The 25002-nt window shown below is 72.8% G+C and carries 19 protein-coding genes; 6 read left to right on the top strand and 13 right to left on the bottom strand.

The window, feature by feature from the left end; translation table 11 throughout:
• Window positions 1-4: 4 nt before the first annotated feature.
• Window positions 5-913 carry a M23 family metallopeptidase gene (locus WMF12_RS33515; RefSeq protein ID WP_437851968.1) on the bottom strand — a complete coding sequence of 303 codons (909 nt, stop codon included), beginning with the start codon at window positions 911-913 and terminating at the stop codon, window positions 5-7.
• 240 nt (window positions 914-1153) lie between these two features.
• On the opposite strand from WMF12_RS33515, the gene WMF12_RS33510 reads away from it, so the two are divergent.
• A complete protein-coding gene (locus WMF12_RS33510) occupies window positions 1154-2503 on the top strand; it encodes an LA_2272 family surface repeat-containing protein (RefSeq protein ID WP_437851966.1) in 1350 nt (449 codons plus the stop codon).
• Here the strand turns inward: WMF12_RS33510 and WMF12_RS33505 are convergent.
• From WMF12_RS33505 to WMF12_RS33490, 4 genes are all read right to left on the bottom strand, one after another.
• The gene (locus tag WMF12_RS33505; RefSeq protein ID WP_437851964.1) at window positions 2442-4742 is read right to left on the bottom strand and encodes a CapA family protein; all 2301 of its coding nucleotides are present in this window, start codon (window positions 4740-4742) and stop codon (window positions 2442-2444) included. The genes WMF12_RS33510 and WMF12_RS33505 overlap by 62 nt on opposite strands.
• Before the next feature lie 448 nt (window positions 4743-5190).
• A complete protein-coding gene (locus WMF12_RS33500) occupies window positions 5191-6300 on the bottom strand; it encodes an HPP family protein (protein ID WP_437851962.1) in 1110 nt (369 codons plus the stop codon).
• Window positions 6301-6418: 118 nt separating this feature from the next.
• Entirely contained in the window at window positions 6419-8335 is a 1917-nt protein-coding gene (locus WMF12_RS33495) for a hypothetical protein (protein WP_437851960.1), read from the bottom strand.
• A 179-nt stretch (window positions 8336-8514) separates the two neighbouring features.
• Window positions 8515-9057 carry a hypothetical protein gene (locus WMF12_RS33490; protein ID WP_437851958.1) on the bottom strand — a complete coding sequence of 181 codons (543 nt, stop codon included), beginning with the start codon at window positions 9055-9057 and terminating at the stop codon, window positions 8515-8517.
• A gap of 27 nt (window positions 9058-9084) precedes the next feature.
• On the opposite strand from WMF12_RS33490, the gene WMF12_RS33485 reads away from it, so the two are divergent.
• Entirely contained in the window at window positions 9085-9744 is a 660-nt protein-coding gene (locus tag WMF12_RS33485) for a hypothetical protein (RefSeq protein WP_437851956.1), read from the top strand.
• Between the two features lie 11 nt (window positions 9745-9755).
• Window positions 9756-11612, top strand: coding sequence for a hypothetical protein (locus WMF12_RS33480; RefSeq protein ID WP_437851954.1), 1857 nt, complete (start codon window positions 9756-9758; stop codon window positions 11610-11612).
• A gap of 67 nt (window positions 11613-11679) precedes the next feature.
• Here the strand turns inward: WMF12_RS33480 and WMF12_RS33475 are convergent, their stop codons facing one another.
• From WMF12_RS33475 to WMF12_RS33450, 6 genes are all read right to left on the bottom strand, one after another.
• Window positions 11680-11928: a hypothetical protein gene (locus WMF12_RS33475; protein ID WP_437543878.1), complete on the bottom strand. Its 249-nt coding sequence runs from the start codon at window positions 11926-11928 to the stop codon at window positions 11680-11682.
• A 229-nt stretch (window positions 11929-12157) separates the two neighbouring features.
• Window positions 12158-12640, bottom strand: a complete 483-nt coding sequence (gene rraA, locus WMF12_RS33470; RefSeq protein ID WP_437740728.1) for a ribonuclease E activity regulator RraA — start codon at window positions 12638-12640, stop codon at window positions 12158-12160.
• 64 nt (window positions 12641-12704) lie between these two features.
• Window positions 12705-14096, bottom strand: coding sequence for a sigma 54-interacting transcriptional regulator (locus tag WMF12_RS33465; RefSeq protein WP_437851953.1), 1392 nt, complete (start codon window positions 14094-14096; stop codon window positions 12705-12707).
• 149 nt (window positions 14097-14245) lie between these two features.
• Window positions 14246-15172, bottom strand: a complete 927-nt coding sequence (gene grxD, locus WMF12_RS33460; RefSeq protein ID WP_437851951.1) for a Grx4 family monothiol glutaredoxin — start codon at window positions 15170-15172, stop codon at window positions 14246-14248.
• Window positions 15173-15325: 153 nt separating this feature from the next.
• Window positions 15326-15844, bottom strand: a complete 519-nt coding sequence (locus tag WMF12_RS33455) for a hypothetical protein (protein WP_437851949.1) — start codon at window positions 15842-15844, stop codon at window positions 15326-15328.
• Window positions 15845-16023: 179 nt separating this feature from the next.
• Entirely contained in the window at window positions 16024-16380 is a 357-nt protein-coding gene (locus WMF12_RS33450; RefSeq protein WP_437851947.1) for a hypothetical protein, read from the bottom strand.
• A 152-nt stretch (window positions 16381-16532) separates the two neighbouring features.
• Between WMF12_RS33450 and WMF12_RS33445 the strand changes: the two genes are divergently transcribed.
• Together WMF12_RS33445 and WMF12_RS33440 are read left to right on the top strand one after the other, a co-directional pair.
• Window positions 16533-17183, top strand: a complete 651-nt coding sequence (locus WMF12_RS33445) for an RNA polymerase sigma factor (protein WP_437851945.1) — start codon at window positions 16533-16535, stop codon at window positions 17181-17183.
• The gene (locus tag WMF12_RS33440; protein WP_437851943.1) at window positions 17180-17449 is read left to right on the top strand and encodes a hypothetical protein; all 270 of its coding nucleotides are present in this window, start codon (window positions 17180-17182) and stop codon (window positions 17447-17449) included. The genes WMF12_RS33445 and WMF12_RS33440 overlap by 4 nt, the downstream gene beginning before the upstream one ends.
• Before the next feature lie 67 nt (window positions 17450-17516).
• Here WMF12_RS33440 and WMF12_RS33435 read toward each other — a convergent pair whose 3' ends face one another.
• Complete coding sequence (locus WMF12_RS33435; RefSeq protein WP_437851941.1) at window positions 17517-20540, bottom strand: beta-propeller domain-containing protein; 3024 nt, start codon at window positions 20538-20540, stop codon at window positions 17517-17519.
• A gap of 474 nt (window positions 20541-21014) precedes the next feature.
• On the opposite strand from WMF12_RS33435, the gene WMF12_RS33430 reads away from it, so the two are divergent.
• A complete protein-coding gene (locus tag WMF12_RS33430; protein WP_437851939.1) occupies window positions 21015-21884 on the top strand; it encodes a hypothetical protein in 870 nt (289 codons plus the stop codon).
• 195 nt (window positions 21885-22079) lie between these two features.
• On the opposite strand, the gene WMF12_RS33425 is transcribed toward WMF12_RS33430, so the two are convergent.
• The gene (locus WMF12_RS33425; RefSeq protein ID WP_437851937.1) at window positions 22080-24941 is read right to left on the bottom strand and encodes an Hsp70 family protein; all 2862 of its coding nucleotides are present in this window, start codon (window positions 24939-24941) and stop codon (window positions 22080-22082) included.
• Window positions 24942-25002: the final 61 nt, after the last annotated feature.

The raw sequence follows: 25002 nt of genomic DNA, 5'->3' as shown, positions 1-25002 counted from the left end.
CGCCTCAGGGCGCGCGCGCCTCGACGACATGGCCGTCGACGTCGCGCGCCCGCGCCGTGATCTGGAGGTCGTCGGCCGACGCCGTCCCGCCGAGGTCGCTGAAGCGGAACGCGATCACGTACGCCGCGGACTGCGCGTTGAACTTCGCCGGCTCGATCCGGATGCCTCCGAGGCTCTGTTCGTCGATGGTCGCGGCGTCTCCCTCCGCTGTATATTTGCGGTTCCACTCCTCGTAGTTGAACACGCGCTCCTCGATGACCTCCCCGGTCGACCGGCTGGACGTCGCGACCGCGAGCTCGACGAGGCCCGGGGAGATGCCTGGCAGGGTGGCCTCGACCTCGACCGACACGCTCGACGTGGAGTCCTCGTCGGTGCGGCGCACGGAGAGCGCCGGGGGCAGCCCGCCCGGCGTGGGGAGGAAGCGGAGCGGATGCACGCAGTACACCTTCTCGTGCCCTCCCTCGCGGATCTCGAAGTGCAGGTGGGGGAACAGGCTGCTGGCGGCGAGCCCGGTATAGCCGATGTGCTGACCGCGCCCGACCTGATCGCCGGTCTCGACGAGCGGCATCGCCAGGTGGATATAGGTGCTGTAGAGGCACGCGCCCGGCTGATCGCAGTGCTCGATCTGCACCACGACGTCCTCGAAATCCTGGTAGCGGCCTGCGCGTATCACCTTTCCGTCGGCGACCGCGTACACCGGGGTGCCCATGACGGTGGGGATATCGATGCCGCGGTGGAAGTCGTAGACGCCATCGCGCGAGGTCTGCAGGCGGGGACCGAAGCTCGACGACATCGGCTGGATCTCGTCCGTCCCCCCGATCGGCCACACGAGGTCTGGGCCTTCAGGCTCCGAGCCGCAGCCGGCAGCGAGCGCGGAGAGGGCCAGCACGGGCGCGAGAGACGATGGCTTCATGGTGGCGAGTCCGTGGCGCGTGGGCGCAGCGCAGATGGCGAGTCCACGGCGCAGCGCCCACACGCAGGCTATCGAAGCAGCGCGCGGAAGTCGAGGTCAGGGGTGCTGTGATGGATCCATGCGGCACCGCCGTCGACGCCGCTCGATTCTTCGCCCGCGGAGCAGCCTTTCGGCGCTGCACGCGTGTACGATGGTGCGATGTCGCCGCGCGCGCGCCGAGCGAGGTGTCCTCTCCAGGCCGTGCCGATCCTCGCGGCCTGCGCGGCCGCTCCGGCCGTGCTGGCGCCGCGCAGCGCTTCCGCGCAGCAGCTGGCGGACGCGGCGCCCGGGCGCGCCCCGCCGCGGTCGGCCTGGCCGAGCGACCCGTCCGGCGCCGGCGGCGCGGGCGGCGAGCCTGTGCGCCGCGGCCCGGAGACGCCCTATTTCCCCGTCAACCTGTCGCTCATTTTCCCGCTGAGCACCAACGCCACGGCGCCCGATCTCGCCACCCACCTCGATCTCGCGCTCCTGCTCGGGCGCGTCGGGTTCGTGGACGGCGCCCAGGTCGGCCTGTTCTCGTGGACGTCGGGGGATCTGCGCGGGCTCCAGCTCGGGATCGCGAGCGTCGTCTCGGGGCGCGCCGAGGGGCTGCAGCTCGCGGGGGGCTTCGCCTTCGCGGACGCCCCGCTCGCGGGGGTGCAGCTCGCGGGGCTCTTCGGCTGGGCGAGCACGACGGTCACCGGCGCGCAGATCGCCGGCGTCGCCAACCAGACGTACGCGGACGTCGACGGCCTGCAGGCGGCCGGCGCCGTCAACGTCGCTCGCGGGCAGGTGACGGGCGTGCAGGCGGCCGGCGTCAACATCGGCCGGGTCGATGGGCTCCAGATCGGCGCCATCAACGTCTCGCAGGAGCAGCGCGGGCTCCAGATCGGCATCATCAACGTGGCCCGCAAGATCGACGGCCTCCAGATCGGCGTCATCAACGTGACCGACAACCTCAAGGGGGAGTCGCTCGGCCTCCTCCCGCTGCCGCGCGAGGGGGGGATCCGGCTCGCGCTCTGGGGGAGCACCGGCCTGCACGGCAACGTCGGCCTCAAGTTCTCGAGCCGGTATGCCTATACGATCCTGAGCTTCGGGCTCCACAGCGAGCCGCGCGCGCTGGAGGCGCCGGACGTCGACGACGGGCGCGCGGCGGAGCGCGAGCCCCTGTACGCCGTGGGCCTCGCGATGGGCTCGCGCCTGCCGCTCGACGTCGAGGACCTCTCGCTGAGCGCCGACGTCGGCGCCTACCACCGCGGCCCATTCCAGGGGGATCTCCCCGGTCGAAACGAGGTGCTCAAGGCGCGCGTCTCGGCCTCGTACGCGCTGGCGGAGCGCCTCTCGCCGTTCGTCTGCGCCGGCGGCTACGTGACGTTGCGGGGCGAGGGCGCGCTCGAGATCGGCGGCGGGCCCGAGCTCTGCCTCGGCGTCGAGCTCGGCCTGCTCGACGCCGCTCGGCGTGTTCGCGCGCCCGCCGCGCCCGCTGCCCTCGCCGGCCGCGGCGGCGCGCTCAGGGCGTCGCCGGGGCCAGCGCGTACGACCGGTGCGTCATCGTCACGCCGAGGCTCGTGAGCGCCGGATCCGTGGCGGTGCAGCGCACGAAGCTCCAGTCGTTCGGCGTGGCGAACGCGAACCCGAGGGAGCTGTCGGCGACGGTGCCCTCCCACTCGATGAGCGACACGTCGTCGAGGAACGAGGTGGCCTCGCCGCTCGCCGGCACACCCGCCCTGAAATAGAACCGGACGGAGCCCGCGTTCGACGGCGGGGTCAGGTCGACGGTGAACGGCTGCCAGCCGTAGGTGCCAGCCGCGCGCGTGAACACGACGCTGTTCGACACGCTGGTCCCGCCGCTCGTGTACCAGTAGACCTGCACACGCATCGGGCCGGCGTTGTTTCCCTTCATGTAGCCGGTCAGCGTCAGCTTGCGGCCAGGCTCGAACTTGACGCGGTTGTTCATGGTTGTCGAGGCCTCGGTCGTGTTGCTCGACTTGCGCAGGAACACCATCGCGCCGGTCCCGCCGTGGACGACGCTGTTCTCGATGTAGCGGTATTCGCTCATCGACCACATCGAGCCTTCGTGGGAGGTGTCGTCGACGTCGCCGTCCTCGAAGTCGCCGTAGAGCATGATCTCCCGACCGTAATCGCAGCTCGCGGCGGCCGTCGTCCGGACGGCGGCGAGCGAGTCCGCCGGGTTCGAGCGCAGGTGCGCGAGGGGGCCTGTGCGGCGGCTCGTGAGCGGTACGCTCCGCGTCTCGACCGCATCGCTCGTCGTGTACTGCGAGGCGCTGCTCGCCGCGGCGGCCCGCGGGCCGCTCGCGAACACGACCGCCCCTGCGATGCCGTCCGCCGCCTCGCCGGGCGCGGGCGCCGCCGGCAGCGTCGTGGAGAGGTGACCGATGTGGCGGATCGCCCGGCCGAGCCAGGCGCCGCCCACGAGCTTCGGGACGTAGTCCTCGTTCTGGAACGGGATGAGCTGCACGCGGTGCACCGCGCGGTTGCCGCTCGCGTCCTCGTCGATGTCGATGGCGGCGAGGTACGACTGGTACGTCTCGAAGACGTCCTGATCGAAGACCATGTTGCCGAGCGACATGAAGATATAGCGGGGGCCGGCGCCGGCGTTGTACAGCCCGATGCCGTGGATCGTGTGCGGGTGGTGCGCCACGACCATGCCGGCGCCCTTCTGGACGAGCTGGGTGAACCGCCGCCGCATGCCGGACGACGGATAGTCGCTGTACTCGATGCCTCCGTGCAGCACCGGGATGGCGAAGCGCCCGACCGCGTCCTCCGCCATGAAGTCGCTGATCTCGGTGAGGCCGAGCTCGAGCGCGCCGGCCTTGGGAGGAGGCCCGTCGGAGGCGGTGAGCGTGTACTCCGGGAGCGTCGTCCCGTCGTTGACGAGCTGGTTGAACCCCTGGAAGGCCACGTCGACGCCGCCGAGCGTCCGGTAGAGCACGGTGCCCTTCGCCATCGTCTCGTCGAGCCCTGCGCCGAACCAGTCGAGGCCGGCGTTCGGGACGGCGGTGAGCGTGTCGGCGACGCCTGCCCCCAGGTAATCGAACATGTGGTTGTTGCCGAGGCTCACGGCGTCGACGCCGGAGAGCGCGAGCGCCCTGACCGTCTCGGGGTAGGAGAAGAACGTGAACGACTTGTAAGGGTGGGGCGTCTGCGGGTTGGCAGTGACGGGGCACTCCAGGTTGACCTGGGTGTAGTCGGCCGACGCGAGGACGTCGCGCAGGAAGGAGAGGATCGCGCTCGCGTCGGCTTGCCGTGTCGCGGGGCGGATCAGATCGCCCACCTCTCCCTCGATGCCGTCCTCGTCGCTGTCGATGAAGCGCCGACCGAACATCGTGTCGCCTCCCACGAGGATCCGGGCGCGGCCCGCGCGCTGCTCGGTCAGCACGACGCGGCCGACCCCGGCAGCCGCCTCGGCGAGCGGCAGGTGCAGATCGGCAGGGACGATCTCGCCGTAGTACCCGTCGACCTCGACGCGCAGCAGGACCGAGCGCCGCGCGAGCGCCGCCAGCGTGAACGCGCCCGCGCCGTCGGTGAACGCGATCTCGCCGTGGTTGACCGCGCCGCTCCCCCAGCCGATGGCCGTCACCTCCGCCCCCGCGATCGGCGACCCCGCCTCGTCGACGACGACGCCGGTCACGTCGATGGGGGCCGCCGCGTAGGTCGCGTCGTACGCGGCCTCCGTGGCGTCGAACTGGAACGCCGCCGACGCATCGCCCGCGGCGAGCCAGGTGCAGGCCGCAGCGCACACGGACAGCGGCGTGGAGGTGATGACGCGGACAAGGGGTCTTTCTGCCATGTTCGCTCCCGATCGGTTGGTGCCTGTTCGAGGACGGATGACCTCAACAGGCGTGATGGGCGCCAGAGCTCCTTCAGGGCCGGCTCAACACGTGCAAAACGTGCAAACGCGCAAACGTGCAAATATGCCGTGTGACCAAACTCCGAGGTGACCAAGGCCGACGATGGGGTCGCGAGCGTCGACGGCCGCTCAGCCCTCGCTGAAAAGGCCGCGAGAGCGCCGACCCATGCACGATTCGATCCGTTTCAGCGATGGCGCTGGAGACAAAGACGATTATCTCGAGACTATCATGCTTCGATCATCGCTCGCTATACGCTCGAGTGGAGCAGCCGGCGATTTGTCGTCTTGTCGGCCTGGCAGGTGTTCCTGCACGTGAAGGCGTGTGCATGGATGGTGCGCTGTGGCGATGCGCGCCTGTGTCGCATAGGGGCGTACTGCCCTGGGCTCGCTACCCGACCAGCGCCGAGCCCTTGGCGAGCTGCGCGCGGCCGATCACGGCCAGGAGATCGGTTTGGGTCACGATGCCGCGCAGGCGCATCTTGGCGTCGACGATCAGCGCTTCGTGCACGCGCCCGCGGGAGAGGAGCCGAAAGAGCTCGTTGATCGGCGTGTCCTCGCCGGCGGTCTCGAAGTAGATGGACGGCAGGTCGCGCACGGTGGCGTCGGGCATCGCAGACGCGATCGAGACGTCGATCGCGCCGTGCACGACACCTCGCTCGTCGACCACCGGCAAGACGCGCAGGGCGCGCTCGCGGAGGCGGCGGAGCGCGAGCGCGCTCGGAGCGTCGGGGTGAATCGTGACCAGATCGCGCGACATGATCTCGCCGCAGGTGACGCCTCCGCGCAGGCGCCGGTGCGCCTCCTCTTCGACGTGCCGGACGAGGGCGATCAGATCGTCGCGCTCGACGTCGAGCGGCGTACCGAGGCGCTCGAGGGCGGCGTCGATGTCGCTCGGCGAAAAGCCGACGCGGAGCTCGGGCGGGGCATCGGCGGTGCCGTGGGGCGAGACAGGCAAGGTCACGACGTGCGGGTAGCTGCGGCGCACCAGGTTGTTGAACACGAGCCCCGCTGCCACGAGCAGCAGGGAGTTGATGGCGACCGGCATGAGCGCGAAGTGATAGCCCAGGCTCGTCACGGCCGGGCCGCCGATGACCGCTGTGAGCGCCACCGCGCCCGCGGGCGGGTGCAAGCACCGGAGCAGGCTCGTGACGGCGATGGTGACCGCGACCGCGACGGCGCCGGCGCACAGCGGATCGGGGATGACGCGAGCCGCCGTGACGCCGATGACGGCCGCCAGCACGTTGCCGCCGAGCACGGACCAGGGCTGGGCGAGCGGGCTCGCGGGGACCCCGAACACGAGCACGGTCGAAGCGCCGATCGGCGCTATCAGGAGCGGCGCATGCGCGGTGGGGCCAAGGCAAGCGTGCATCACGAACCCGGTGGCCAGCAGCCCGAGCAAGCCCCCGGCAGCAGCGTAGATCCGCTCGCTGACGAGCAGCGGCGTGCGCATGGGCTGGAACCGCGTAAGAAAGCTCGAGCTCGCAACTCCAAAGCTCATCGCGCGGCCATATATCGAGATGTCCGCGCGCTGTCTACGAATGGTTACGACTGCTTACGAACGCTGACGAGGGGCTCGCGGATCGCGAAAGCGTGTCGGGACGGGGGCTGACCCGGCGCTACGCCGCAGCGGAGACCGCCTTCTTGCGGGGGCGCGGCGCGCGGGTCGCCCCGGCGCCGGACGGCTTCGTCGGCGTGGCGCCCGCGGGCGGGGTGGACGCGGCGCGGACCAGCGCGGCGGCGATGGCCGCCGTCATCCTCGCGGTCGGCAGGCGCGGCGTGAACGCGAGCACGCGCTCGCCGGGGCGCCGGCCGCGCGAGGAACGGCCGCTCTTCGCGAGCCCCTCGACGGCGCGCTCGCACGGAGAGCCGGGGGCGACGCGCAGCAGGACCTCGGGCAGCCCGATGGCGCCGCCGGCGCCGGGCGCGTAGACGACGCCGACCTCGATCCCGACGAAGCCGGGGAGCGCCGTGCGCGGCGAGAGGCCGAGCCGGAGCTCGTCGGCGTCGGGGCTGCCGTCCGGGATGCGGAGGCGGCCGACGACGCGGAGCTCCTGCGCCCCAGCCGCGGCGCCGGCGGGCGCCTTCCGCAGGCGCCGCACGCGCCGCGCGACGTCGCGCAGGAACGCGACCGGCCGCGCCGCCGGATCGGCGGGGAGCTCGGCGAGCCGGCCGGTGCAGAAGATCGCGAGCAGCGCCGTCGCGTCGAGCGCCAGCAGGTGGGCGTGGTACGGCGAGGCGGCCGCCACGGCGTGGACGCCCGCGCCGAGCCCGGCGAGCAGCGCGACGAGCAGCGCCTTGCCGGCGCGCGTCGACACGTCGAGGTAGACGCCGCGCGCCCGCGGCGGCTCGCGGAACGCCTCGGCCTCCGCGATGGGGAGCCACTTGCCAGGGCGCCGCAAGGTCGCGGCGGCGCGCTCCGGGCGGGGCGTGCGGTGCGCCGCGAGCGCGGTCGCCGCGGCCACGAGCGCGGCGCCCGGCGTGCCGTCCCTGAGCAGGAGCTCCAGGGCGACGCCGGCGACGAGCGCGAGCCCCGCGAGCGCGGCGCGCGGCGCGAGCGGGATCGGGACGAGGGGCCGCGGCAGGGCGCCCGCGGCGCGCGCGAGGCGCTCGTGCTCGCGCGCCTTGAGCGCGACGAGGGCGCTGTAGAGCGCGAAGAGGACCACGCCCGCGGCCACGTAGAGGGTGCGGCCGCGATCGGGGCTGCCGGCCGCGGCGTCCGAGATGCGGCCGAGCGTGTCGGCCCCGGGCTTCGCCGCGGCGGGCTCGGGCTGGAAGGCGCGCGCGTCGGCGCGGATCGCCCACCGGATCGGCTCGGCCTTGGGGGCGTACGGGCGGAGCAGCTCCAGCTCGTCCTTGTCGAGCGCGCGGCGGAGCGTGGAGAGCGTCGTCGGCGCCGGGAGCGCGTCGGGGGAAGGCGCCTCGCCCGCCTCGCCGGCCCGCGCCTCGTCGACGCGCGGCTCGTCGGGCGCGGCCGGGAGCGCGACGGTGAGCCGCGCCGAGTCGTAGCCGTCGTCCCAGACGGGGCCGCTCCAGGAGACGCGGGAGCTCGGGCCGTCCTGCCGGATGAGCCCGCGCTTCATGAGGTCCGTGCGGTAGCGGAAGAAGAGCACGAACACCCCGCGGCTCAGCCCCTTGCCGTCGAAGCGGGCCCGCATCGCCGCCGGCCGGCGCGTGCCGTCCTCGCGCGGCCGGGGGTCGGGCGGCAGGAGCTCGATCGCGACCGGCGTCGCGGACGCGAGCGAGCCCGCCTCCGCGGCCTTGAAGGGCACGGCGTAGCTGCCCTGATCGAGCTGGGCGTCCGGGTCGACGCCCTGGATGTCGAGCCCGCGGAGCGGCCCGCCCGAGATCTTCAGCGTGACCTTGTGCTCGACCGTGGCGGCGCCGGCCCGGTCGATCGACAGGCGCACGTCGTCTCCGGCGATGTGCACCTCGACCCACGCGCGCGCGGGGAGGGCGAACGCGATCGACAGGAGCGCCGCCAGGAACGGGAGCAGCAGCGCCGGCCCGGGGCGGCGGGCGATGCGAGAGGGCATGGTGCAGGAGTCCCACGTCGCCGCGCGCGGGGCCAAGTTCCAGGGACGCCGCCGGCCGTCCCGCGCGGGCGCCGCGCGCGAGGGCTCCGCCGCCGGTCGCCTTTCCCGTGGCAGGCGCCGCGCTCATCCGCCGGGCCGGCGTCGCGCGCGGATTGGCGACTACAAGGCGAGGGCGTCGATCAGAAGACGACGCCGAGCGAGAGCGACCCCATGAGCTTGATCTTCCCCGCCTTCTCGTAGAAGGAATACTGGTAGGGGCCCGCGGTGATCGTCACGGGATCGGCGAGCGCCACGCCGATCCCGAAGCCTCCCGACATGGCGAATCCGCCGTCTCGGCTGAGCACGTTCGTGCTCCCCACCATGCCGCCGAGGACGACGCTGCTCACATCGCCGCGGCCCTCGAGCCGCCCGGGAGGGGTGATGACCGCCTCGAACGACTCGTAGCCGAGGCGTCCTTTCACCCAGAAGCCCCGCAGCGCCTTGCCTTCGACGTAGACACCGACGTCGGCCGCGAGCGCGTAGCCGGTCGTGTCGAGCGACGCGTCCTCGAGCGAGCCCCAGATCCACGACGGCGCGATCCCGATGGTGAGCGGCCCGATGATCGCGACCTCGCCCTCGAACGTCATCTTCCCGAACAGCAGATCCAGGGCGTTGTAGCGGGCCGACCAGCGGCAGCAGGTGGACTCGGGGGGCTTCGGGGGCGGTGGGGGCCCGGCCGGCAAGGCGTAGCCCTGACCATAGCCGGGCGGTTGCTGGGGGTATCCCTGCTGAGGATAACCTTGCTGGGGGTATCCCTGCTGAGGATAACCTTGCTGGGGGTATCCCTGCTGAGGATAACCTTGCTGCTGAGGGTAGCCTTGCTGAGGATACCCCTGCTGCTGAGGATATCCCTGCTGCTGAGGATACCCCTGCTGCTGAGGATACCCCTGCTGCTGAGGATATCCCTGCTGCTGAGGATACCCCTGCTGCTGAGGATACCCCTGCTGCTGAGGATACCCCTGCTGCTGAGGATACCCCTGCTGCTGAGGATACCCCTGCTGCTGAGGATACCCCTGCTGCTGAGGATACCCCTGCTGCTGAGGATACCCCTGCTGCTGAGGATACCCCTGCTGCTGGGGATACCCGGACGGCGCCTGGGCAGCTCCGCCGGGCTGCGCCTGGCCCTGCGGGAGCGGCTGAGCGTTCTGTTGCGCTGTCGCCGCTGGGGCGAGGAGGAGCGCGCCGAGGCCGAGAAGGAGGCCGCAAGCTGCCGGGCGGAGAGCTGCCCTGGAGGAGGGCGCGCGCGCGGGGCCCAGACCCGTGGTGAAAGCGCAATCCATGGCGGTGGACTGTACCGAATCCCGAGCACGCCGGCTACACGCGCGCCGCGAACCGTCGCCGCGCTCGCGCGCGCGATCTCCAGCCTGTAATCTCCGTCCCGATGCCGCCAGTCCCCGAAGTCGTCGCCGTCACAGAACTCGCGCCCGGAAGCGCCGCCTCGAGCGGCGCCGCGGCCGTGCCGGCGGTCGATCCGCGCGCCGCGCGCGGCGCCGAGACAGCCTCGGCCGAGCTCGATCGTGCGCTGTCCGAGCTGGGCGACGCCGCGCTCGGGTTCGCTCGCATGCCGGCCCTCGAGAAGGCCTCCCTGCTCCGCTCGTCGCTCCCGGGCCTGCTCGCCGCCGCGCGCGCCGAGGTCGAGGCGTCGTGCGCCGACCGGGGGCTCGATCCCGGCTCGGCGGCGAGCGGCGAGGCGTGGCTCGCGGGGCCTTGCGTCACGCTCTCGCAGGTGCGCCGCCTGGCCGAGGCGCTCGAGGACATCGCCGCGCGCGGACGCCCCCGGCTCGGCCGCGGGGCGGTGCGCGCCCGCGCGGACGGCCGGATCGAGGTGGAGGTGTTCCCGACGCGCCTGAAGGACACCGCCCTGCACGGGCCCCTCCGCGTGCGCGTGCTGATGCAGCCCGGGGCGACGCGCGAGGGCGTCCGGGAAGAGCAGGCGCGCTTCTACCAGCAGCGCGACCCCGAAGGGGGCGTCGCGCTGGTGCTCGGCGCGGGCGACGTCGCCGGCGTCCCCCTCCGGGAAGCGCTGCACAAGCTCTTCGTCGAGGGGCGCGTCGTGGCGCTCGCGATGAGCCCGCGGAGCGCGCCCCTCGGCGCGCTGGTCGAGCGCGCCCTCGCGCCGCTCGTCGCGCGTGGGCTCCTCCGCTTCGTCTACGGCGGCGCCGAGTCGGGCGCCTACCTCGCGGCTCACCCCGCCGTCTCGGAGGTCCACGTCACCGGCCCGGCGGGCGCGCACGACGCGCTCGTCTGGGGGCCACCGGGCCTGCCGCAGGCGCGCCGGCGGGCGTCGGGAGAGCGGCTGCTGGACAAGCCCATCTCCTCCACGCTCGGCGGCGCCAGCCCGGTCCTCGTGATGCCGTGGCTCTACGGCGGCGACGAGCTCTGGTTCCAGGCGAGGTGCCTCGCGAGCCAGGTCGTGAGCGGCGCGTCGCACGGCAGCCATGCCGCGAGCGTCCTCGTGCTGCCCAGGGGCTTTACGCAGCGGCCGCTGCTCTTCCGGATGCTGCGCCGCGCGCTCGCCGCCGTGCCGCCGCGGCGCGCCGCCCACCCGGAGGCCGAGGCGCGGTACGCCACGCTCACGGCCGGGCGCGCGCCGATCGAGCCCGAGCGCCTCGAGGCCTCCGCCGACGTGCCGCTGCCGTGCGGGGTCGCGCGGATCGGCGCGCCAGGGCCGGGCGAGCTCCCCTGGACGCTGATCGCCGGGCTCGCCGCGTCGGACGCCGCCGAGCCGCTGTTCTCGACCGAGCCGCTCGGCGGCGTGCTCTCCGTCGTCGAGGTCGGCTCGAGCGATCCGGTGGAGTTCCTGGAGGCGGCGACCCGCTTCTGCAACGACCGGCTCCGGGGCAGCCTTGGCGCGACGATCGTGGTGCACCCGATGAGCGAGGAGGACCCCGCCGTCGGGGCCGCGCTCGACCGCGCGCTGCTCGATCTTCGGTACGGCGTGATCGCGGTGAACCAGGCGCCCGCCGCCGCGCACGCGGCCGTCGTCCCGCCCTGGGGTGGCCACCCGGGCTCGACGCTCGCCGACATCCAGAGCGGGCTCGGCTTCGTGCACAACACAGCGATGCTCGCGCAGGTCGAGAAGACCCTCCTGCGCGCGCCGCTCACCGCCTTCCCGCGGCCGCCCGGCTTCTACGATCACCGGCGCTCCCACGTCGTCGGGGAGCGGCTCGCGGCCTGCGCGGCGGATCCAGGGTGGGGGAGCGTCGCGCGCGTCGTGGCGGCCGCGCTGCGGGGCTGACCCGGCGTCGCGCCCCCACCTCGATCTCGTCGCGATTCCGTCTCGTTCCGCCGCGGTGACGCGGCGATCAGGAGGGGAGCGACGAGCGGAACTCCTTCACCTTCTCCACGATCTCGCGCAGCGCGTGCCGCGAGGCCTCGGAGACGTCGTCGGCCAGCTTCTCGGCGTCGAGGAGCTTGGGCTCCAGCTTGTCCCACGCGTCCTTCGCGTCCATGCCGGCAAGGTGGAGCCTGACGCGGATCTCGTCGCGCAGGGTCTGGAGCGACTCCAGGCTCTTGTTCAGGTCGCTCTTCAGTTCCGATGTGATGTTGCCCATTCTTGTCCTCCCGATTCTACGAGTGTTGATCGCTCCTTCCCTGCTCGTGATGCATTGGCCGCGCCAGTTGGCGCGCTTCGACGCGGCGCGCGACGTTCACGCGTCCTGACCGGATCCGAGCCCAGCCATACCGGGCGCAGCCGCCGCGCGCCCTCCTCTCGAGGTGTGGCAAAAGCGCCCAGGGACGTGCGTTTTGCCGCACCTGGGACGCGAGCGCGTGTGCGGGCTCTCAGGCAAGTTGCGCCTGCGCGCAAACGATGCCGTCATGATCGGCATAGACGAGCTCGCCAGGAACCCACGTGACGCCGGCGAACGTCACGGCGATGTCGCGGTCCCCCGCGCCCTTCTTTGCGCTCTTCCTCGGGTGCGTCGCGAGGGCCTTCACGCCGATCGGGATCTGGCCGATCGCCTCCGCGTCGCGGATGCACCCATGAACGATCACACCGGCCCAGCCGTTCTGGTGGGCCATGGCGGCGATGTTGTCTCCGAGGAGCGCGCAGCGGAGGGAGCCGCCTCCGTCCACGACCAGCACCCGCCCCTGGCCGGGCTCTTCGAGCGCCTTGCGGACGAGCACGTTGTCCTCATGGACCTTCACCGTGGTGATGCGCCCGTGAAACAGCCGAGCTCCGCCGTAATCCCGGAAGATCGGATCGGCGACGAGGACGTCCGGGTGCTCGTCGCATAGATCCGTGGTTCTGATCTCTGAGCTCATGAAGACTCCCCGTCCGCCTTCCTAGGTCGTCGACCGCCGGATTCAACCGCTCATCCGCCGCCGGTCACGAGGGCTCGTGGCGCTCGCCGTCCTTGGCGGAGGGGAGGGAGGCGCCGCCCTTGCGCTTGCCCGCGCTGGCGAAGGCCGCCGAGTCGACGCCATGCCGGGCGAGCCACCGGCGCAGCTGGTTCCGGTGCATCCCGAGCGAGCGCGCCGCCCGCGTGACGTTCCCCTGCTCGCGCCTCAGCGCCGTCTCGATGGCGAGCCGCCGCATCTCCGGCGGCGCCGGCGTGCGCCTCGCGACCTCCGTGATGTCGAGGCCCGCGGACGGCGCGAGATCCGCCACCTCCACGGCGGTGCGCCCGGCCGCGAGCGCCGCGAGGCCCGCCTGCCTCACCTCGCAGAGCAGCTCCCGCACGTTGCCCGGCCACGCGCGCAGCGCGCAGCACTCCAGGAAGCTGGCCCCCGGCGCGAGCCGCGCGCCGGTGCGCCTGAGCTCCGCCGCCACCAGCCAGGGGATCTCCTCGAGCCGCTCCGTCAGCGACGGGATCCGCACCTCGGGCCGGCCGATCCGGTAATAGAGGTCGTCCCGGAACCGGCGCGCCGCGACCTCGGCCTGGAGATCCTTCAACGTGGCCGCGCACAGGCGGAACTCCACCTTGCGCGGGCGCGTGTCGCCGAGCGCGACCACTTCCCGGGTCTCGAGGACGCGGAGCAGCTTCGGCTGAACCGACGGATCGAGCTCCGCGATCTCGTCGAGGAACAACGTGCCGCCGTGGGCAGCCTGGACATAGCCCTCGGCGTCGGCGGTCGCGTCCGAGTAGGCGCCCCGCCGCGCCCCGAAGAACAGCCGCTCCGCGAGGCCCTCCGGGATCGCGGCGCAGTTCACGGCGACGAAGGGGCCGCCCCGCCCCGTCGCCGCATGGTAGGCGCGCGCCCCGAGCTCCTTGCCCGAGCCGCTCGGCCCGGTGAGCAGCAAGGTATCCCCGCGCATCCCCGCGCGGTGGATCGCCTCGCGGACCTGCCTGAGCGTGGGGCCGACCAGCCCGTCCTCGTGCTCCAGGACCCCGCCGCGCTGGAACGGCTCGATGTCCGTGGTGAAGCGCAGCAGCGTGCTCCCGAGCCGGATCACGCGCGGGAGCGACGAGAAGACCTGATCCTCGATCTGCGCTCCATCGACGAAGGTGCCGTTCCTGCTGCCGAGATCGGTGATCCGGAGACCCGCGCCCGACAGCGCGATGCGGGCGTGCCGGCGCGACACCTGCTCGTCCTCGACCACCACCGTGTCGTCCGCCGCTGCGCGGCCCAGCACGACCGCGCCGCCCTCGAGCGGGATCGGCGCACAGGCAGGCTGGCCGCGGGCGAAGATGACCACCAGGCCAGGCGTCGCCCCCTCCGGCGACGCCGACGGCGCGGTGTCGGACGCCCTGATCGTCGACTGATCGTCGGCACCCACACCTTACGCATACATGATCCCACGCCGGCCCTGAAGGCTCTCGGATGTTGGCCGTTGTGGTTGAAAAAATCTATCGAGAAGCGATGCCCGCGCCTCTCTCGTCGTGGGTGTGCGGTTGCTCGTTGTGGGCGTGCCTCTGGCCGAGGCGCTCAGTACCGCGGCACCGAGGGGTCGACATCTTGCGACCACGCATCGATTCCGCCCTGGAGGTTGTAAAGGTTCCTGTAGCCCTTCGCGAGGTAGTGCTCGGCGGCCGCCTGGCTGCGGCCGCCGTGGTGGCAGTGGAAGACGATCCGCGCGTCCTTCGCGAGCGTCTCCAGGTACCGCTGCCCTGCCTGATCGAGGTGACGGGCCCCCTCGATCGTGGCGATCTTGCGCTCCTGCTCGGTCCGGACGTCGAACAGCTCGATCGCCTCGCCGCTGTTCAGAAGGGCCTTGAGCGCGGTCGACGAGATCTGCTTGACCTTCGGCGGCTCGTTCGGGCTCTCCAGCTTGAAGCCGCCGCCGGAGGGGCCCTCGACGAAGTCGATCGACAGCCCCTCGGCGCGCCGCGCGCTCGCGCGGTCGAGCAGGAACACCGCCCCGCCCGCCTGGGCCTCGACGTCACCTGCCTGCCGCGGACCGAAGTAAAGGCCGTAGTTGTAGGACGGGTCGATCTCGATGTGGACGAAGTCGGCCTCGGACTCTTTCGCGGCCGCGAACGCCGCGAGCGCCGCCGCGGTCACGCGGAGCGTGGGCGGCGCTTGCGCCTCGCCCTGCGCGAGCCCGAGCGCCTTCACGAGCTCCCCGGTCGCGTGCAGCTCCTTCACGATGTCGCAGCCGCCGATGAACTCGCCGCGGACGTAGAGCTGCGGGATCGTGGGCCAGCTCGAGAACTCCTTGATGCCGTCGCGCAGCGCGGGATCCGAGAGCACGTCCACCGTCTGGTACTCGGGGAGGTGCTCGTCGAGGATGTTCACCACCGTGGCGGAGAACCCGCACTGCGGCACGGTGCGCGTGCCCTTCATGAACAGGACGACATCGCTCTCGCGGATGATGGTGGCGATCCTGGCCCGCATGGGCTCGCTGAGACTCATGTGCTTGCTCTCCCTGCGCGGCGGTGGCGGTGCGGTCGGCTCCCGCGCGCGTCCGCGGGCCTCTCGCTAGCATGAGCAAAGCACGGCAGCGAGGCCCTCCAGCCGGCCTCGCCCGCGTCGACCGAGGGCGGAGCGCGCCGCCTCCCTGCGCGCTCAGCGGCCGAGCAGGAGCCCCAGGACCGCCGCGATCGCGGCGAGGGTCGCGATGAGGACCGGCGCGCCGAGCTCGGCGCCGAGCCTACGGAAGCGCCCGCCGTTCGCCGTCGGAGAGCGCGCGAGCGCGTCCGACGGGGGCGGCGGGACGCGGTGCACGCCCGGCGACGCCGCGCCGTCTTCGCGGAGCTCGACGAGGAGCTGATCGAGCGGGGCGTGCTCGCCGAACGGGCGCACGAGGCGGAGCGTCACGCCGTCGCTGAGATCGGGGGGGAGCCGGAGCCGCAGCGTCCTCGCGGCGACCTCCGCCGGGGCGCGGTGGGCGCCGCTCCGGGCGCAGCTGTCGCAGCCGCCGCCGTCGCAGCGGGCGCAGGTGACGCGGGCGGGCACGGCGATCTCGATGTCGGCGCCGTCGCGCGCCCACGCCGCCGGGACGGCGATCGCGAGGCGGCCTCGCGAGCCATCCGAGGCGTCGAGGCCATCGCGGTCGATCAGCTGCGCGAGCTCGGCTCTGCCCATGGACCTTGTGTGCCGCACCCGGGCCCCGGCGCCAAGCGCTGGCGCTGGGCGAGACCCGCCGCCGCGCCCCCGGCCGCCCCCTCCGCCGGGGAGCGTGCGTCCTCGCGGCCGCGCGGCCCGCAGACGCTCACGAATGCGCGTCGCGCGGCTCGCCGCGGCGCGCGCCGCCGCGCCGCGTATCACGCCGCCCGACTGGCGCGCAGGACGCCCACCGCCGAGAGCAGGCACGCGATGGCGAGCAGCAACCCGCCGAGCGACCCGGGCCGCGTGCTCTCCTTCAGCCCCACGACGAGCACACGCGCGAGGTCGCCGTCAGGCACCTTCGCCGGGTCGGACAGGTAGCTGAACACCGCGCCGAGGTCGATCCACGTCGCGTGGATCGTCGCGACCAGCGTCGTCAGCCCCATGGCCGCGATGAACCCGAGCTTCCCGGGCTCCGGCCGCCGGGCGAACTGCAGCCCCGCGCCGACCGTGACCATCCCGAAGACCAGGATAGGCCACATCCCCCAGCCGCCCTCGACGAAGAAATCGAACATCGGTGCCTCCCTCTCGTCTGCTCTTCTCTGCCTGCCGCGTGTCGTCGCCGCCGTCGTGTGCGCCGGCCTTCACGAGCCCCAACGCGGCGCCGCGGATCCCGTGACCGGAAAACTTCCTTGTCACGCCCGCAGCCCTCGCGCGTTATGCCGGCGTGGAGAGGGAGGGCGCAGCAGCTCCGTCCGACGCCGAGCTCGCGGCTCGCCTGAGGCGCCGCGATCCGCGCGCCTTCGACGAGCTCTACGCGCGTTACCACCCCCGGATCTTCAGCTTCCTCGTGCGCCTCTCCGGCCGGCGCGACGTCGCCGAGGACCTGTTCCAGGACACCTGGCTCGCCGTCGCGCGCCACGCCGGCCGGCTCGCCGAGGACACCGATCTCGCCGCGTGGCTGTTCACGATCGCCAGGAACCGCTACCGGAGCCACCGCCGCTCCGCCTTGCTCGACCTCGCCCGCGCCGCGCTGTTCTCCCGCGAGCCCGCGCCGGCCGCGCCCGAGCCCGAGGGCACGGCGGACGCCCGAGCCGACGTGGCGGCGCTGGAGGCGGCGCTCCGCGATCTCGCGGCGGTGCACCGCGAGGTGTTGCTCCTCGGGGCCGTCGAGGGGCTCGACACGGCGCAGGTCGCCCAGGTGCTCGGCATCCGCGAGGACGCCGCGCGCAAGCGCCTGTCGCGCGCCCGCGCCGAGCTTGCGGCCCGCCTCGAAAGGCGAAATGCTGAGCGGCCCCGGCGGGGATCGACGACCTCGATCTCCGCCGCGGACGCCGCGGATGCGACGGATGGACAGACGCGAGGAGGTTCTCGATGAAGCCGTTCTCAGGAGAGGATCCTCTGGCGAGGGGCCTCGCCGATCTGCCGCCGGTCGCCCCGCTCGAACCGGCCCGGGCCGACGCGGTCCGGCGCCTCGCCCGCGACGCGCTGGTGGAGCTGGTGGAGACGGAGCGCCTCGCGCCGAGCACACGGCTCTCGCTCGCCTGGTCGGCGGTGATCCTGCCGGGGCTCCTGCTGAGCTCGGGCTGCGTGTACGTGTGGGATTCGGTGCAGAGGATCGGGCAGATCTACGGCGGAGGGTAGCGGCCGGGCGGCGCCTTCGCCGCGCTGCCCGTGACGAGCCGCGCGGGGTGAAGCGGCGGCGCGCGGATCAGTCGCCGAGGTCGACGACCTCGAGCCCGTGGTACCAGAGCGCGCAGAGCGCGGTGTCGCCGGAGATCGTCACCTGCGAGACGTACGACGAGAGCTCGCCCTTCATTTCGAGCGTCAGCTCGTCGAGGTCGGCCGCGTCGAGCACCGAGAGCCCGGGCGGGTTGTAGCCGGCGAGGAGGAGGCGCGTCCCGTCCACCGCGCGCGGCCAGCCGGCGTCGGGGCTCGAGAGCTCCTTCATCGCGACATCGATGCTGCCTTCCTCGAGCCCGCTGGCCACGAGGATTCCGGACGAGTACGCGCCCCCGCCCACCGCGTCGCCCACGGCGTAGTACCCGGAGGTGTACATGAACACGCGGTCATCGCCCACGAACACCTGGTCCAGGCGGGTGTCGTCGTCGAGCGTGTGCTCGTCCCGGAGGCGCGCGCTCGCGCTGCCGACGTCGAGCAGCTTGAGGGTGTGGCGCGTCCCGCGGCAGACGCCGGGGCCATCGTAGTTCTCCTGGTTCGCCGGCACGAATTCAGCGTAGTAGCTGAACGCGCTGTAGCACTCCTGGTAGCTCGCGACCTCGAGCTCGACCGCCTCGTAATCGACCGTGAGCGCGCGGTCCGACGCGGCATCGAAGGTCAGCAGCGAGCCGGGCACGTTGACCGGCGTCCGCACGACCGCCGATGAGGGATCGGCCACGTCGATGCGGTCGATGTAGAAGCGCGCCCTGGAGGCGTCGTTCGACAGCGGCACCCAGTGCGACGTCAGCACGGTGGTGCCGTCGAGCTGCAGGCCTGTGTAACCGGCGCCGTCCGGCAGGGGCAGCGAGCGGTGCGTCGGGCTCGACGGGTTCGAGAGGTCGATGATCTCGAGCGACGGATCGCGGGGCTGCGGCGGCGGGGCGCCGCTGCCGTCCTCGTAGTAGTAGTACTGGTCCTCGACGTTGCGGAGCACGAGCGTGCTCCCTGCCTGGACCACGGCGGCGCCCGTGGGGACGATCCTGCCGTAGTACCCGTTATAGTAGAGCGCGTTGCTGGTGAACGGCAGATCGCGCTGGCTCGCGATCCGGGGGGCTTCGGGGTTCGTGAGATCGATGACGGCGAGGCTCGTCTTCGTCGAGTCCGCGTACGAGGGCCAGAGCAGGTAGGCGTATTGCCCGTGCGCGAAGAGCTGCGCGTTGACGAGGCCGGACCCGTAGCAGTCGCTCTTCGATCCGGAGGCCAGCGTCGCGAGGTCGAGCTTCCCGATCGGCTCGGCGCGCCCCGGCTCCGCGGCGTACACGACCTCGAGCGCCGCGGCCTGTGTCCACCAGTCCGCGCCCATGCGGATCACGAGATCGCCGGTGGCGACCGTGTTGCTGACGACCGTCGCCAGGGCCAGGTCGGCGGCCTCGACCGGGGCGTCACGATCATCGATGTTGAACGTCCCGACCTCCTGGTCGGAGACGGCGAAGAGCCGCGTGTCGTGGACGAAGGCGCGGCGCGCCTGGCCGCGCGCCGGCGCCGAGCCGCGCTTCGTGAGCGTGTCGGCCGTGAAGTCGACAAGCTGGACGCCGCTCTCGTACGAGCCGCAGCCCTCGGCCTCGTCGATGTCCCAGCCGCTGTACGGCACGAGGATGGTGCCGAGATCGTCGAGGATGGTGAAGGCCTTGTGGATCCGGTCCTGGCCCTCGGCGAAGCTCGCCCAGTCGCCGCCGAAATGGACGCGCTCCAGCATCGTGGGCTTCGCGAGGTCGGAGACATCGAAGAGCGAGACGTGGAGCGAGCCGCCCGTGGCGGCGTTGTCGAAGCCGAGGGCGAGCAGCCGGTCGCCGCGCGGCTCCATGTGGTAGACCCAGCCGGGCATCTCGAGCTCGCCGAGCTGGGCGGGGTGCTCCGGATCGCTGAGATCGATCGTGAAGAGCGGGTCGGTCTGCTCCGCCGTGATCGCGTAGGCGCGGTCGCCGTCGAAGCGCACGGAGCGCAGCGTCTCGGGCCTGGGCAGGGTGAGCTCGGTGAAGCCGAGGGGCGTGAGCTCTTGCGAGGACGCGACGGCGAAGGTCTGGACGCCGGGCAGCGCGTCGGTCCGCCAGAGGCCGGGCTGGCTGACGACGCGGAGGACGCCCTCGTGCTCGTCCATCTGCCAGCGGCTCTGGATCTGGCCGACGGCCTCGACGCTCGCGCCCTCGACGAGCGCGCCGCCGGGATCGGAGATGTCGACGACCTGGATGGTGGAGTGCCCCTCGTCGGTGCCGTCCCACTCGATGCCCGCGATGTACATGCGGTCCTGGGTGACGCTCACGCTGCGCTGCCACCCGTAGTCGTTGGGGTCGTCGTCGTAGCTCAGCTGATCGACCACGGCGATCTCGGCGGGGGCGCCGACGGCCAGGGAGGTGATCGTGGTGTTCCGCGACTGCTTGCACCCCCAGCAACCGCCGTCCTCGAACGTGACGGTATAGAGCACGTCGCCGACGATGCGCGAGTCGGAGATGGCGCCCGGCAGGTCGAACGAGCCGATCTGCTGGATATCCGCCGGGTCGGAGACGTCGAGCGCCTCGATGTGGCTCGATTGCTCATAGGAGTACTCGCCGGTGGCCGCGTCGTAGATGTATTGGGTCCACGACGAGAACATCGCGTAGACGACCCCGTCGCGCAGGTACATCTCGAAGGGGATCCCGCTCGCCCGGTAGCGCCCGAGGAGGCTCAGCCGGTCGCGCCGGGAGATGTCGATGATGCTGAGCCCCGAGTACTGCGAGAGCGCGTAGAGCTTGCCGTCCTTGACCTGGATGATGTCGGCCTCGGTGATCGCGCGCTCGGCGTCGCCGTCGGCCGGGGGCGCGGTCGGGGCGCCGTCGCCACCGGTGCCCGCTGAGCCCTCGCCGCCATCCTCGGCCGTATCTCTTCCACCGCCGGCCCTCGGATTGTCAGAGATGAAATCGGTCGAACCGGTTTCGGAGGAAGGCCCCGTCGAGCCTTTCCCGCAGCCGGTGAGTCCGGCCGAGGCCGCCGCCGTCGCGAGGACGAGCCAGCCGGCGTAAGTTCGAGACAGGAAGGTCATAGTTCACCTCGTTGAGGACGAGACACAGGGCGTCATGTCTGCGCCGGTGCGCGTGCACTGTTCAGGTCCCGTGCCCGGCGCACCTAGCAAGTAACGGGCCATGTGGAATCCCACGGAAGATCCAAGGAATTTGCGGGTATTCCCGTGGCTTGTGCCAGAGTGTGCGGCCGGCGGGCTGCCGGCGGTCATGGGCCTGCCCGCAAGGCGTGCGCCGTGGCGATGTTCGATGCCCTGATCCCGGGGTGAGCTCTCATGACCTGGAGGCGGCTCACGCGGCTTGTGGGCAGCTGCTCGTCACCGCGGGAGCATCGCGTCTGCGCGCGTGGATGCGTGGGGGGCGCCGGCGCCGTGCTTGGCACGAGGTGTGAATCCTGGCGCCAGCGGCTGCCGAATGGCAGGTTCGTCTATCTCTTGATAGGAGGCTTGACGATGGATCTTTTCAGCAAACGTCACCGACTTGTCGTTGCGATGCTCATGCTCTTCGTACCTTTGCTCACCGGCGCCAAGGGCAAAGGCTGTCAGGGCCCGATCGAGGGCGGGGGGGCTGGCCCTGGGGGAGGTGGGGTGGCGGGCGGCGAGCCGGCCTCGTGCCAGGTGACCGGCTGCAGCGGCCAGGTCTGCGCGGACGAGGACGTGGTCACGGACTGCGAGTACCGTGAGGAATATGCGTGTTACAAGGAGCACGGCGTGTGCGAGCGGGGCGCGTCGGGCGAGTGCGGCTGGCGGGCGACGCCGGAGCTCGAGGCGTGCCTTGGCGGCGGCGAGCCTGCGCCGTGCGTGGTGACCGGCTGCAGCGGTCAGGTCTGTGCCGACGCCGATGAGGAGGTGGTCACGACCTGCGAGTGGCTCGATGAATACGCGTGTTACAAGGAGCACGGCGTGTGCGAGCGGGGCGCGTCGGGCGAGTGCGGCTGGCGGGCGACGCCGGAGCTCGAGGCGTGCGTTGGCGGCGGCAAGCCTGCCCCGTGCGTGGTGACCGGCTGCAGCGGTCAGGTCTGCGCGGATGAGGAGGTGGCCACGACCTGCGAGTACCGGGAGGAGTACGCGTGTTACAAGGAGCACGGCGTGTGTGAGCGGGGCGCGTCGGGCGAGTGCGGCTGGCGGGCGACGCCGGAGCTGGAGGCGTGCATTGGCGGCGGCGAGGCTGCGCCGTGCGTGGTGACCGGCTGCAGCGGTCAGGTCTGTGCCGACGAGGGTGTGGATATCGTCACCACGTGCGAGTGGCTCGAGGAGTACGCGTGTTACAAGGAGCACAGCGTGTGCGAGCGGGGCGCGTCGGGCAAATGCGGCTGGCGGGCGACGCCGGAGCTCGAGGCATGCATCGGGGCGGCTTCCGGCGAGTAGAGCGGGTGCAGTTCAGGGGCCGACTTCGCCGCTGACCGCTGCGGCGGCGATCTCTGCCATGATCACCCGCCGAGCGAAGGAATCTCGACCTGTGACCGCCTGAGCCCGGAGGTGGTCTGCGGGGGTGTGGACGGCGCCTGCTCTTTCTGGAAGTGAGGCCGCCAGTGGACCTCGAAGCGTGCAGAAGGGCTTTCCCTACTCGCTCACAAGCCGCAGCCCCACCGGCAGCCCCTCTCCAAAGAACGCCGCGCGCTCGGACTCCTCGACGGCCACCACCTCGCGCACCGCCTTGAGCCACGCCTCGGGGGCGCCCACCTTGACGAGCCGCCGCTCCACCTCGCCGCGGACCCGGTCCGAGACGTCGCGCGCCCGGTCCCCGGTCCTGCGCGCGAGCTGCACCGCGGCCGGCGCCGCGGACGGCAGCTCCTGCCACTTCTCGCGCAGCAGGTGGTCTATCCACCGCTCGGCCGCCGCCGGCGACACCACATGGTGGACGCTCGCATACGCCGGAACGCGCGCGCCGAGGCGGCCGATCGCCGCCCAGAGCCGCGTGTCGCGGTCGGTCCATGTGCGCTCCAGGATCCACGCGCCGAGCTCGCTCCGCCGGCCGGCGGGCACGCGCTCGAGCGACGCGCAGAGCTCGAGCAGATCGTCGAGCGCCTCCGGCTTCACCCCCTTCGGCTTCTTCAGCCGCTGCTCGGCCGGGGCCAGGAACGGATCCGCCAGATCCCGGATCGCGACCTGCAGCGGCTCGTCGAGGCCGCCCGCGATGCGGCGCCAGGCGATCCAGAACTGCTGCCAGGAGCGCGCCTCCTGCGGGAACGCCAGCCGCTCGGCGAAGAGCGGCGCGAGCGCGGCGACGCGCGCCGGGTCGCCCGCGTCGCCGAACCCGGGGCGGAGGCAGTAGCCGGCGAGCGACCAGAAGACGCGCTCGTGATCGGCCGAGCGCCGCCGCGAGCGCGCGCTCGGGACGAGGGTGTCGAGCAGCGCCCGCGCGGTCTCCGTCGTCCAGGTGGCGCGCTCCCCGAGGACGCGCTCGAGCTCGCGCACCAGGTTCTTCGCCTCTCGCGGCGCCACGTCGGGCCGCCCCTTGCCGAACACCCGCTCGATCGCCTCCCGGGCCTCGTCGAGGCGCTTGCCGCCCGGCGCCGCCGCGGCGTGAGGCCTCGCCTGCGCCCGCTCCGCCGGGGCGCCGCCCTCGGCCTCGGCGGCGCGCGCGCCGCGGCCGTCCTCGCGCAGCTGGAACGCCAGCCGGAAGCGGCGCGGCGCCGCGGCGTCCACCTCGACGCAGGCGAGATCCAGGGTGCCGATCGCGGTGAGCTCTCCCTCGATCTGCACCCGCACCTCCGCCTGCTTGCCGGTCGCCGCGCGCGCCGCGTCCCCCGCGTCGAACGCCACCGCGATCGGCGGCAGCGCCTCGAACCGCTCGTCCTCGAGGGGGACGAGGTCGCCCGCGCGATCGACGCGCGCGTCGTCCGACGCGAACAGGTCGAACCGCACCGGGCGCCCCACGACGAGCGCGAAGGTCCGCCCGGCCGCCGCGTGGACGCTGCCCTCCTTCGCGCCGCGCGGCACGACGCAGACCGCTGGCCGCGGCCGCCCGCCGGCGGGCGGCTCGAGGCCGACGTAGTAGCCGCGCGCCGCGCCCCCCTCGATGCGCACGCCGCGGCCCGCGAGGGCGAGACCATACGCGACCGCGCCCCGCGCCACCGCGAGGTCGGGATCGGCGTGCGGGAGCAGATCGAGCGGCGGGCCGCCCCAGCGCTCGACGACCTGCGCGAGGCGCTCCGCGACGCGGCGGGCGCGGAAGACGCCGCCGTTCAGGAGCAGCGCGGTCGGACCTCGCGCCTCCGGGGCGTGGCGCGCGAAGAACCAGGCCACGTGCCGCGTGATCGCGACGTCCCGCTCGTAGGGCAGGCCGAACGCGACGAGCCCGCTCCGCCCGCGCTGCGGCCGGGCGTCCCGGGGCGCGTCCGGGAAGAAGCCGTCCAGCACGACGCCCTCGACCTCGGCGCGGCCGAGGCGCGTCGTCAGCGCGCCGCCCACGAGCCGCGCGCCGTGCGAGAGCACCGTGACCGGCGCGTCGTCCGGCGGCGAAGGCGCTGCGCTGCCGGCGCCGCCGGACGAGGCCCCGCCGGCGAGCAGGCGCTCCTTGGCGGCGCGGCAGGCCAGCACGAGCTGGCCGAAGCGCGCCGGGTCGAGCTTCTCCCCTGCGCCCACGAGGCGCGGCTCGCAGAGGTGGGCGAGCGCGAGGTCCATGTTGTCGCCGCCGAGCAAGAGGTGGTGGCCGACCGCGACGCGGGAGACCTCGGGGTGGCCCTTGGCCGCGCCAGCGCCCCGGGCGACCCGGATGAGCGACAGATCGGTCGTGCCGCCGCCGACGTCGCAGACGAGGACCATCGCCTCGCCGCCCGAGCGGTCGAGCAGGGCGTCGAGGCCCTCGGCGCCGGCGAGCCGCATGAAGTCGTAGAACGCGGCCTGCGGCTCCTCGAGGAGGCGCGCCGAGAGTCCGGCGCGGCGGGCGGCCTCGACGGTGAGCTCGCGCGCGACCTCGTCGAACGAGGCCGGGACGGTGAGCACGACCTCCTGCGCCGCGAGCGGGCGCTCCGGGAAGGCGTCGTCCCAGGTGCGCCGCACGTGGGCGAGGATCCGGGCGCTCGCGTCGAGCGGCGAGACGCGCGGCAGGGAGGCCGCCTCCTCGGCCGCGCCCCATGGCAGGATGGGCGCCGTGCGGTCGACGGCGGGGTGGCAGAGCCAGCTCTTCGCCGAGGCGATGAGCCGCCCGGGGATCTCGCCGCCGCGCCGGCGCGCGTGCTCGCCGATCGCGAAGGGCGCGTCGCCGAACGGATCGGCGGGCGCCTCGCCGGGGAGGGGCGCGTAGAGCAGGGACGGCAGCAGCGGGCGCGCCTCGATCTCGGTGGCGGTCACGAGCTGCGGGATCGAGAAGACGCGGATCGCACCGGGACCGGCGTCGCGCTCCGCCCACGCCACGACGGTGTGCGTGGTGCCGAGGTCGATTCCGACGATCAGGCTCGGGCTCTTCGCGGGGGCGGACATGCGTGCGCGCAGCAACGATACTGGATCGCCGCGGCGCATTCCGCAGGTCCGGCGCGCCGCC

It is taken from the genome of Sorangium sp. So ce363, from assembly GCF_051520435.1.
Lineage (GTDB): Bacteria > Myxococcota_A > Polyangia > Polyangiales > Polyangiaceae > Sorangium > Sorangium cellulosum_B.
The sequence above is the reverse complement of the archived record's forward strand: the minus strand, read 5'-3'. Positions and strand labels throughout refer to the sequence as shown.

What these genes read in the sequence shown, in the direction of transcription:
- rraA (WP_437740728.1), bottom strand. Translation starts at nt 12,640, where the DNA reads ATGAGCTCAGAGATCAGAACCACGGATCTATGCGACGAGCACCCGGAC.
- WMF12_RS33455 (WP_437851949.1), bottom strand. Translation starts at nt 15,844, where the DNA reads ATGGGCAGAGCCGAGCTCGCGCAGCTGATCGACCGCGATGGCCTCGAC.
- WMF12_RS33515 (WP_437851968.1), bottom strand. Translation starts at nt 913, where the DNA reads ATGAAGCCATCGTCTCTCGCGCCCGTGCTGGCCCTCTCCGCGCTCGCT.
- WMF12_RS33450 (WP_437851947.1), bottom strand. Translation starts at nt 16,380, where the DNA reads ATGTTCGATTTCTTCGTCGAGGGCGGCTGGGGGATGTGGCCTATCCTG.
- grxD (WP_437851951.1), bottom strand. Translation starts at nt 15,172, where the DNA reads ATGAGTCTCAGCGAGCCCATGCGGGCCAGGATCGCCACCATCATCCGC.
- WMF12_RS33505 (WP_437851964.1), bottom strand. Translation starts at nt 4,742, where the DNA reads ATGGCAGAAAGACCCCTTGTCCGCGTCATCACCTCCACGCCGCTGTCC.
- WMF12_RS33480 (WP_437851954.1), top strand. Translation starts at nt 9,756, where the DNA reads ATGCCGCCAGTCCCCGAAGTCGTCGCCGTCACAGAACTCGCGCCCGGA.
- WMF12_RS33425 (WP_437851937.1), bottom strand. Translation starts at nt 24,941, where the DNA reads ATGTCCGCCCCCGCGAAGAGCCCGAGCCTGATCGTCGGAATCGACCTC.
- WMF12_RS33430 (WP_437851939.1), top strand. Translation starts at nt 21,015, where the DNA reads ATGCTCTTCGTACCTTTGCTCACCGGCGCCAAGGGCAAAGGCTGTCAG.
- WMF12_RS33435 (WP_437851941.1), bottom strand. Translation starts at nt 20,540, where the DNA reads ATGACCTTCCTGTCTCGAACTTACGCCGGCTGGCTCGTCCTCGCGACG.
- WMF12_RS33475 (WP_437543878.1), bottom strand. Translation starts at nt 11,928, where the DNA reads ATGGGCAACATCACATCGGAACTGAAGAGCGACCTGAACAAGAGCCTG.
- WMF12_RS33440 (WP_437851943.1), top strand. Translation starts at nt 17,180, where the DNA reads ATGAAGCCGTTCTCAGGAGAGGATCCTCTGGCGAGGGGCCTCGCCGAT.
- WMF12_RS33500 (WP_437851962.1), bottom strand. Translation starts at nt 6,300, where the DNA reads ATGAGCTTTGGAGTTGCGAGCTCGAGCTTTCTTACGCGGTTCCAGCCC.
- WMF12_RS33495 (WP_437851960.1), bottom strand. Translation starts at nt 8,335, where the DNA reads ATGCCCTCTCGCATCGCCCGCCGCCCCGGGCCGGCGCTGCTGCTCCCG.